A 9,477-nucleotide genomic window follows, 5' to 3' on the forward strand; every position below is an offset into this window, starting at 1 on the left:
TTTAAGCCCTTTTTATTTTTAGATTTCTTTTATTAACTCATTTACAGTAGGTATATCAGCTGGAGCCCACTTTAGAGAATCTAAATTTTCTCTTTTTAGCCATACAAGTTTAGAGTGTTCTTCATTAATAGGAGTTCCTCCTATTAACTTACATTTTAAACTTATAAGATTTACTGTAAATGTATCATATTCATGTGTGTTGTCATGATATACATCTAAAGCTTTTATATCACATTTTAATTCTTCTTGTATTTCTCTTTCTATTGCTTCTTGTAGAGATTCATTTTCTTCTACTTTTCCTCCTGGAAATTCCCATTGATTTGGAATTGACATTTTAGGAGATCTTAAAGCACATAGTATCTCGTTATTTTCATTTTCTATTATAGCCGCAACGACCTTAATTTTTTTCTTCATTTAATTCACCCCATAGTTGTTTTTCTAGATTTAATTATACTAGATGTTTAAGTATTGATAAATATGGAATATAATTAATATAAATATCAAAATTAAATGATAATTAGCAATATTGAAAATATATTGATGGAGAGGTTAAATGAGCGGGTTAATATATAATTTAAGTGAAATAAATAATAAAAATAAGAATGATATAATAAATAAATTAAAAATTTATACTGAAGAAAAAGGTTTTGAAGTTGAAGATGCACAGATAGCAGCTTGGAAAGCATGCCTAGAATTTCTAATTTACCAATATATTATAATATCAAATAGTAATAAAGATTATGATGTTACATGTATATTTGAATACTTTTTACCACTTGAAGGTGGAAGAAGACCAGACGTTATGATGTTATTTAAAGAAAAAATAATTATATTAGAATTTAAAAATAAAGAAAGTTACAAAGAAGATGATATATCTCAAGCAATAGGGTATAGAGAAGATATATTCAACTATCATAAATATACCAGAGAAAATGACTTAAAAGTAGAAAGCTATTTAGTATTAACTAAAGGAAATATAAATGAGAATATAAATAATTTACAGATTTTAAATAAGGATAATTTTACAAAAGAAATAGACTTTAAAACATTAACACACTTAGATAAAGCACAGGCCTATAACTTTATAAATTCATCATATGAGCCGTTACCAGATATATTAAGTGCTACATATAATTTATTTAAAAATGGAGAATTACCATACATACAAAGCATTGAAGATGGTGATATAGAAAAAGCATACACTAAACTTAAAAAGATAGTATTTAACAATATGAGATCAAATCATGGTAAAAATATTGTATTTATAAGTGGAGTTCCAGGTTCAGGTAAAACTTTAGTTGCTCTTAAATTTTTATATAACTATAACCAATATATACAAAGAGAAAAGTTAAAAGAAATAGGAGCTATATATTTATCGGGAAATGGTCCTTTAGTAAATGTATTAGAAACTCAAATTGATGATGCACTTGATAGAAATGGTATTGGCAAAGCATATATAAAAGGAGCTATTAAGTTTAAAAGAGATTATATGAATAACAATAAAGTTCCAAATTATAATGTTATTTTATTTGATGAAGCTCAAAGAGCATGGGATGAAGAAAAAATGAATTCTCAAGGGTTAAGCGAGCCTAAAGCTTTACTTGAAATATGTGATAAGATTTATAAATCTAAAGGAAATATTACTTTAGTTTGCTTTATAGGGGAAGGACAATCTATTCATGAAGGTGAGGAAAAAGGAATTAAACTTTGGGTAGATGCATTAAGAAGCAGAAGAGATTATGATGTATATTTACCTGATAAGTTTAGAGATGAGTTTAATGAAATAGAAGGATTAAATGTTGTTGATGATCTTCACTTGGATACTTCTATTAGAAATAATTTTATAGATATATCAAAGTTTATTGAGTCTGTTTTAAGTTGTAAAATAAAAGAAGCTAAAGATGAGCTAGATATTATAAAATATAAAGGATTTGTTATTAAACTTAGTAGAGATTTTGATAAGTGCAAAGATTACATAAGTTCTATGGAAAATAAGAATTTAAAATATGGGATGCTTATATCCTCTAAAGTTAAAGATGAGAATATGAATAATATCAAAAATGCTTTAAATAATAATAACTTTACAAGTTATATAGATTCAAAAGATGCAGGAAAGTGGTTTTTAGAAGATTGTAGTAAAATGAAAATTGCTGCTTCTGAATTTGCTTGTCAGGGCCTTGAAACAGATTTGCCTATTGTAGTATTTGGAGGAGATTATTATATTAATAATAATCAATTTATTTTTGATGAAGGTAAGCTTAAAAAGCATATAGGAAAATATAACAATCCTGATTTTATTATAGAAAATATTTATAGAGTACTACTTACTAGAAGTAGAAAAGGTATGATTATTTTTATACCTAAATATAAGTTTTTAGATGAAACATATAAATTTTTTAATTGTATAGGTATCAAAGATTTATAAAAAGTTGACGGGAAAATTTTACAAAATAAGAAAGGACAATATAAATGGAAGAATTAATATTATTACAAGAACATATACCAAAATTAATACTAGCAGCTATTATTGGTGGGGGAATAGGAATTGAAAGATCAAATAGAGGTGAAGGAATAGTTGGATTTGGTACATTGGCAACACTAACTGTTGGATGTACATTATTGACCATACTATCAGCTTATGGAATAGGGAATGAAGCAGACCCATCAAGACTTATATCAACGATAATTAGTTCTATAGGTTTTCTCGGTGGTGGAGTTATATTTACTCAAAGAAATGAAAATGAAAAGCTTGTAAGAGGCTTAACAACGGCGAGTATTATTTTTAGTTTAGCAGCTATAGGTGTCACTATCGGTCTTGGTTACTATGGATTAGCTGTAGTTACTGCCGTACTAATAGAGATTAATATAATAATTTCTAAAATAATAAAGAAAAGGCGAAATAATAGTGATAATGAAGATACTGATGATTTTGAATAGCACTTATTTTAACTAAATATGTAGTATATAAACACCTTAATGTTCAAGGTGTTTTTTATTTAATATATTCTAGTATATCATTCCATGAGGATGAAATTTTGTTCTATAGGATTAACTCAAGAGGAATTAGCATATGTTCGATACGATATAACATGGATTGGTTGGATAAAAACTTTTTATTGGATGGATACAGTGCACATATTGATTGATATGATGAAGATAAGAATTTTAATTCTAATAAAAAGAAAAGGTGGAGAAATCTATGAAAATTAATGATTTTAAGCTTGAATGTTATTTTGGACTTTATGAATTTACTGCACCCTATTTGCTAACTCAATCTGATTGTGAATCCATGACAACTAAGGAATTACTTTCTCTGGAGCCTGGTGCTGAAGATGCATATTTAAATCAATGGCTAGAATATACTGAAACTTGGGGTGATCCAGAGTTAAGAAAAATAATTGCTTCATTATACAATGATATGACTGCAGATGATGTGCTAGTCTTTCACGGGGCTCAAGAGGCTATTTTCGGATATATGAATGTCATGCTTAATGAGGGAGATCATATGATTGCCATGTATCCTAACTACCAGTCTGCATATGAAGTAGCAAATTCAATTCCAAACTGTGAGTTTTCCAAGTGGTACATAAAGGATGATGGAACAAAATGGGTAGTAGATTTTGATGAGCTAGAAGCATTAATAAAGCCAAATACTAAAGTAATTGCTGTTAATTCTCCAAATAATCCAACAGGATATACTTTTACAAATGCTGAAATAAAACAGTTATGTGAAATTTGTAAGAAACACGATATTTATCTATTTTCAGATGAAGTATATAAAGGACTAGAATTGGATGGGGAGAAGAGAGAGTGGTTGGCTGACCATTATGAAAAATGTGCATCACTAGGTGTAATGTCTAAGGCATATGGTCTTGCTGGGCTTAGGGTAGGCTGGATAGTATCAAAAGATCATGAGACATTAGAAAAGGTTGTTAAATTTAAGCATTATACGAGTATTTGTGATTCAGCTCCATCTGAATTTTTATCTAAAGTAGCACTTAAACACAGTGACGAACTATTAGAGAGAAGTACAAGTATTATAAGAGGCAATTTAAAGTTAGTCGATGAATTTTTTGACAGATACCCAAATCTGTTTGAGAAAAAAGCAATAACTTGTGGACCAGTTGCATACCATAAGCTATTGATTGACATGCCTGTTAAAGATTTTTGCCAGCTTGCTGTTGACAAAAAGGGAGTATTGTTGTTGCCTTCAGATATCTACGGCATGGATGATCAATATTTCAGAATGGGATATGGACGCAAGGGTGTTCCAGAAAGCTTAGCTAAATTTGAAGAATTTTTGATTGAAGAAAAATTTGTTTAGAAATTTGTTCTGCGACAAATAAGTTAACATTGTTAAGCTTATTTGTCGCATTCCCATTTAAGGAGGTTGAGTATGAAAACTTTATTACTTAGTATAAAAGATGTAAAAGAAGCATTATCAATGAAAGAAGTTATCAGTGCTGTTGAAGAAGGCTACATTGCTTATAATGACAAAAAAGTGCAACAGCCAGATATCGTATCCATGGAAATGCCGAAAAATAATGGGGAAACTGATATTAAATCATGTTATAATGTGTTAAATGAGAGTATATCAGTTAAGATTGCTTCTGGATTTTATAATAACGGAAAACATAACGATCTTCCCACTATGATCGGCACAATATTATTATTTGATGGGAAAAATGGTGCTCCCCTTTGCATTATGGATGGTAGCCTAATTACTGGTATTAGAACAGGTGCAGCAGGTGCCATTTCATCAAAACTACTAGCGAGAAAAGACTCCAAGACAGTAGCAGTTTTTGGTGCCGGCGGCCAAGCAAGAATGCAGATATATGCTTTATGTCAAGCAATGAATATCCAAGAAATAAAAGTTTATAGTGAGCGTCAGGAAGAACTGGCCAAATATAAAGAGGACATTGAAGAAAATACAAAGGCAAAAGTAATCTTATGTGATACACCTGAAAAGGCTATGAAAGAAGTAGATATTGCAATATATACAACACCATCAAAGAAGTATTATATAGATAAATCTTTGGTAAAACCAGGTATGCATATAGTAGCAGTAGGTGCGGATATGGCTGGTAAAAATGAATGGGATCCTGAAGTATTTAAAGGAGCAAAGATTGTAAACGACAGTATTGCACAATGTATTAGCAGAGGTGAAACTAGAAATGCAATTGTTTCTGGGGCAATCAAAGAAACTGATATTTATGCAGAAATAGGTCAGCTTTTAGCAGGGGAAAAGCCATCAAGAGAAAATGATGATGAAATCACAATTTTTGATACTACTGGAATGGGAATTCAGGATAATGTCACAGCGGTAATGGTTTATGAAATGGCAAAGAAAAAAGGATTAGGAGAATATTTTGAATTCATTTAATTAAAAGGGGTGATTAAAGTGAAATTTTATATTGTAGATGCTTTTTCCAATCAAATATTCGGGGGAAATCCTGCCGGGATTGTTCTGATTGGTGAGAAGAATGATTTTCCAAGTGAAGAAATTATGCGAAAGACTGCTGCCGAACTTCGTTATTCAGAAACGGCATTTGTAAAAAAAGTCGGAGAGAAAGAATTTCGTACGAGATATTTTACACCGGCAGCTGAGGTCGATCTTTGCGGGCATGCAACCATTGGAGCCTTCTCAGTCTTACTAAGTGAAGGTATTGTAAAGCCGGGAGAAATTTACATCAATCATACTTTAGCGGGTGCATTGAATATTGAAATAGGTGAAGAAGCTATTTTTATGGATATGGGAGAACCCAAAGAGTTATTTAAAATTGATGCAAAAGAGGATATAATAGAAATTTATAAAATTATGGGAATATCTTATGAAAATCAAGGCTTATTTAATGGTATAAAACTGCTTCCACAAGCAATTTCGACAGGGTTACCAGATATTATGATTCCGGTTAGGGATGAGAATCAGCTAAATTCCATTTCTCCCGACTTCAAGGCTCTTTCAGAACTTTCAGAGCGCTATAAAGTTGTAGGGGTACATGCATTTACAGTAAATGCAGCGGACGGGAATATCCATTGCAGAAATTTTGCACCTCTCTATGACATTGATGAAGAAGCAGCAACAGGTACATCAAATGGTGCGTTAACTTATTACCTTTATTTAAACAATATTATTAATAAGGATAGTGTTAATCAGTTTATACAAGGAGAAGCCATGGGACGACCTTCGAAAATCATAAGTAAGCTAATGTCTGATGAAAAGATAAAAATAGGAGGAAATGCTGTAATACTTGCATATGGAAATATTAATATATAAAAAATAGGAGAAAAAAATGGCAGGCGATTTAAAAGGAAACAGAGTTGTTGTTCTTGATTGGGTTCCGGATAAAAATTCTAAAGCACCTATGTATAGACAAATCATTGACTATATTAGTACAAAGATATCAAGTGGTGATTGGACGATTGGTAGTATTTTGCCGTCACAGCGGACTTTGGCTGAGAAATTTGGAGTCAATAGAAGTACGGTTGTTGCAGCTTTGGGGGAGCTTGAATCTTTTGGAATCATAAAAGGTGAAATCGGAAAAGGTACGCAAGTCATCAGCAATACTTGGTCTCTTTTGATTTCATCTGCTACTCCTGATTGGGGTAATTACTTACAATCTGGTATATTTAAAGAAAATATGCCAACAATTCAAGCTATTAATAAGATGGAGTTTGAAGAAGGTATCGTTCGATTAGGAACAGGAGAATTGTCTCCTAAATTATATCCTTCTCAAATGATGGAGGAAATTTTCATAAAATTATCTCAGTCCATCGCATCCTTAAACTATTTAGAGCCACTCGGATTATTGGAGCTTAGAGAAATTTTATGTGAAAGATTGAAGAGAAAAGGAATACAATGTAAACCATCAAATATTCTGATTACATCCGGCTCCCTGCAGGCTCTGCAATTAATCTCAGTTTGCATGCTCAAACAGGGATCGTCAATATATACCGAAGCACCTTCATATATAAAATCTCTGCAGGTTTTTCAGTCAGCAGGGATGAAACTTAACGGCGTAAATATGGATCTAGAGGGAATTCAATACTGGAACATTGTTTCTAAAAGAAAGAGTGAAGAAGATGCTCTTTTATATACCATTCCAACATTCCATAACCCAACCAGCATTGTTATGTCTGAGACGAGACGAAAAGAATTATTTAAATTTTGTACTGATAACAGGCTGCCCATCATCGAAGATGATGCCTACGGTGATATTTGGATAGATGAAGAGCCCCCTAAACCATTAAAAAGCATGGACGAAAACGGAATGATTATCTATTTGGGTACCATTTCCAAAGCTTTGGCACCAGGACTTAGAATCGGATGGTTAGTAGGATCTGAATCTGTAGTAGACCGTTTAGGTGATGTTAAAATGCAGACAGATTACGGGGCAAGCTCTGTGTCGCAATGGGCATTAAAGGAGATATTATCCAGCTCATACTATGATCAATATTTGGAAGAAATGCGTATAGCATTGAAATATAGAAGAGATTTAATGATAGCAGCTCTTGAAAAATATTTTAAGGATCTTGCAGTTTGGGAGGTTCCGAAAGGGGGATTTTACATTTGGCTTAATTTGAAGGAAGATGTGGCTATGGAAAAGTTGTTCCACTCAGCTTTGAAAGAAGGAATCCTGTTGAACCCAGGTAGCATCTATGATTTTAAAAAAAATAACGCACTTAGACTGTCGTACTCATATATTGATGAAACAGATATAATGGAAAGCATCGAAAAATTATCTTATGTAGTTCGTAGTCTAAAAAGATAGTAAAGTATTTGCTAAAAAGGTTATAGATTATATAGAAGGATATAATAGAGAAAAATTAAATAAAATTGTTGATAAAAATATTTTAGAATTAAAATGTAGAGCTAATATCTTAATACGTGTTATGAAAGATAATAGAAAAGTATAATAATAGAAACGATGAAAAAGATGTATTTGAAGTTCTTGAGGTACTTGTAGAATTCAAAAATGAGCTTATAGAAAGTGGAATGTAGAAGTATAAGCAATGAAATTAATTTAAGAAATAATCTATAACCGTATATATTACTAAATAAATTATTTTATTTAGCTATATACGGTTTTTTATTTTATACATTATCTTTAATATAATTACCGATTTATTATAAATATAAGAAAATTTATATAAATAAAAATTATGATATACTATACCTAATTGGAAAAAAATGGTATAATTTTTCATAAATATATGTAGTTTTGCAACAGAATGAATTAAAGGGGGAGAAATATGAAAAAAAATATCAAAAGTTTAAAAATTCTAAGTATGGCAATTGTTTTAACAGTATGTAATATCAATGGTGTATTTGCAAGTAATTTAAACACAAGTAGTAAACCTCAAGAAACAACTGTATTTGATAGAAGTAATAATTCATGGAATGCAAAATATTTTAGAATACCTAGCATGCAAACGTTATCCGATGGTACGATGTTAGCATTTTCGGATATTCGCTATAATGGAGCGTCAGATCATGCATTTATTGATATTGGAGCTGCTAGAAGTACTGATGGTGGAAAAACATGGGACTATAAAACAGCAATGAAAAATGATCGTGTTAATTCAACTTATTCTCGTGTAATGGATTCAACAACAGTTGTTACAGACACAGGTAGAATTATATTAATGGCGGGATCATGGAATAAAAATGGTAATTGGGCAAGTAGTACAACTTCATTAAGAAGTGATTGGTCTGTTCAAATGGCTTATTCTGATGATAATGGATTAACATGGTCTGATAAAATAGATTTAACAACAAACACACAAAGAATAAAAAATCAACCAAGTAATACAATTGGATGGTTAGGTGGTGTTGGATCAGGTATTACAATGCCTGATGGAACAATAGTAATGCCAATACAAATTGCATTAAGAGAAAATAATGCTAACAACTATTATTCATCTATTATATATTCAAAAGATAATGGTGAAACATGGACTATGGGAAATAAAGTACCTAATTCAAGAACTTCTGAAAATATGGTAATTGAATTAGATGGAGCTTTAATTATGAGTGCAAGACATGATTCAACTGGTTATAGATCATCATACATATCTTATGATTTAGGAAATACATGGGAAATATATGAGCCTTTACATCGTAAAATTTCAACTGGTTCAGGATCAGGTTGCCAAGGATCATTTATTAAAGTTACTGATTCAAATGGTCATAGAATTGGGTTAATTTCAGCACCTAAAAATACTGTAGGTCAATATGTTAGAGATAATATAACGGTTTATATGATTGATTTTGATGATTTATCTAAAGGTGTTAAGGAATTATGTGTTCCTTATCCTGAAAATGGTAATCCAAGTGGGGGGGGATACTCTTGTTTATCATTTAATAATGATAAATTAAGTATACTTTATGAAGCAGATGGAAATATAGTATATAAAGATTTAACAGATTATTATTTATCAATTAATAAAGATTTAAATAAGTAAGATATTTACTAG

At 30.8% G+C, this 9,477-nt stretch carries 9 protein-coding genes; 8 read left to right on the forward strand and 1 reads right to left on the reverse strand.

Translation table 11 applies throughout. The features are described from left to right. Nucleotides 1-18 precede the first annotated feature (18 nt). Nucleotides 19-414, reverse strand: coding sequence for a (deoxy)nucleoside triphosphate pyrophosphohydrolase (locus tag BN899_RS04975; protein ID WP_042273426.1), 396 nt, complete (start codon nt 412-414; stop codon nt 19-21). 139 nt (nt 415-553) lie between these two features. Between BN899_RS04975 and BN899_RS04980 the strand changes: the two genes are divergently transcribed. The 8 genes from BN899_RS04980 to BN899_RS05015 all read left to right on the forward strand — a co-directional run bounded on the left by BN899_RS04980 (nt 554) and on the right by BN899_RS05015 (nt 9,465). Then, nucleotides 554-2,425, forward strand: a complete 1,872-nt coding sequence (locus BN899_RS04980; protein WP_042273427.1) for a DNA/RNA helicase domain-containing protein — start codon at nt 554-556, stop codon at nt 2,423-2,425. A 44-nt stretch (nt 2,426-2,469) separates the two neighbouring features. Further along, a complete protein-coding gene (locus BN899_RS04985; protein WP_052356634.1) occupies nt 2,470-2,937 on the forward strand; it encodes an MgtC/SapB family protein in 468 nt (155 codons plus the stop codon). Nucleotides 2,938-3,021: 84 nt separating this feature from the next. After that, entirely contained in the window at nt 3,022-3,210 is a 189-nt protein-coding gene (locus BN899_RS04990) for a hypothetical protein (RefSeq protein ID WP_147568498.1), read from the forward strand. Nucleotides 3,211-3,289: 79 nt separating this feature from the next. Next, the gene (locus BN899_RS04995) at nt 3,290-4,324 is read left to right on the forward strand and encodes an aminotransferase class I/II-fold pyridoxal phosphate-dependent enzyme (RefSeq protein ID WP_242824082.1); all 1,035 of its coding nucleotides are present in this window, start codon (nt 3,290-3,292) and stop codon (nt 4,322-4,324) included. Between the two features lie 72 nt (nt 4,325-4,396). Beyond that, nucleotides 4,397-5,383: an ornithine cyclodeaminase family protein gene (locus BN899_RS05000; RefSeq protein WP_042273432.1), complete on the forward strand. Its 987-nt coding sequence runs from the start codon at nt 4,397-4,399 to the stop codon at nt 5,381-5,383. Between the two features lie 18 nt (nt 5,384-5,401). After that, nucleotides 5,402-6,277, forward strand: coding sequence for a PhzF family phenazine biosynthesis protein (locus tag BN899_RS05005; protein ID WP_042273433.1), 876 nt, complete (start codon nt 5,402-5,404; stop codon nt 6,275-6,277). A 16-nt stretch (nt 6,278-6,293) separates the two neighbouring features. Beyond that, nucleotides 6,294-7,772, forward strand: coding sequence for an aminotransferase-like domain-containing protein (locus BN899_RS05010; RefSeq protein WP_042273434.1), 1,479 nt, complete (start codon nt 6,294-6,296; stop codon nt 7,770-7,772). Between the two features lie 481 nt (nt 7,773-8,253). Further along, on the forward strand, nt 8,254-9,465 hold the full coding sequence (locus tag BN899_RS05015; protein ID WP_081712170.1) for a sialidase family protein: 1,212 nt from the start codon (nt 8,254-8,256) through the stop codon (nt 9,463-9,465). Nucleotides 9,466-9,477 lie beyond the last annotated feature (12 nt).

This window comes from Faecalimicrobium dakarense (assembly GCF_000499525.1).
In the GTDB taxonomy this organism is placed as follows: domain Bacteria; phylum Bacillota; class Clostridia; order Peptostreptococcales; family Peptostreptococcaceae; genus Faecalimicrobium; species Faecalimicrobium dakarense.